Consider the following 255-nt stretch of genomic DNA (forward strand, 5'->3'; position numbering starts at 1 on the left):
TCAGAGGCGATGAAGGACGTATTAACTTGCGATAAGCGTAGATTAGGCAGTAAAAGCCACTTGAGTCTACGATTTCCGAATGGGGAAACCCACTAGCATAAGCTAGTATCGTTGCGTGAATACATAGTGCAGCGAGGCGAACTCGGGGAACTGAAACATCTAAGTACCCGAAGGAAAAGAAATCAACTGAGATTCCGAAAGTAGCGGCGAGCGAAATTGGACTAGCCCTTAAGCTTTAAATGATGCAGGTGAACA

Annotated in this window: 1 rRNA gene; it reads left to right on the forward strand. The window is 45.5% G+C overall.

Annotation, left to right across the window (positions count from 1 at the left end):
- Positions 1-255: ribosomal RNA gene (locus tag AACW06_RS20500) — 23S ribosomal RNA — on the forward strand; the annotation flags it as partial.

Source organism: Vibrio sp. S12_S33 (assembly GCF_963889785.1).
Classification (GTDB): domain Bacteria; phylum Pseudomonadota; class Gammaproteobacteria; order Enterobacterales; family Vibrionaceae; genus Vibrio; species Vibrio aestuarianus.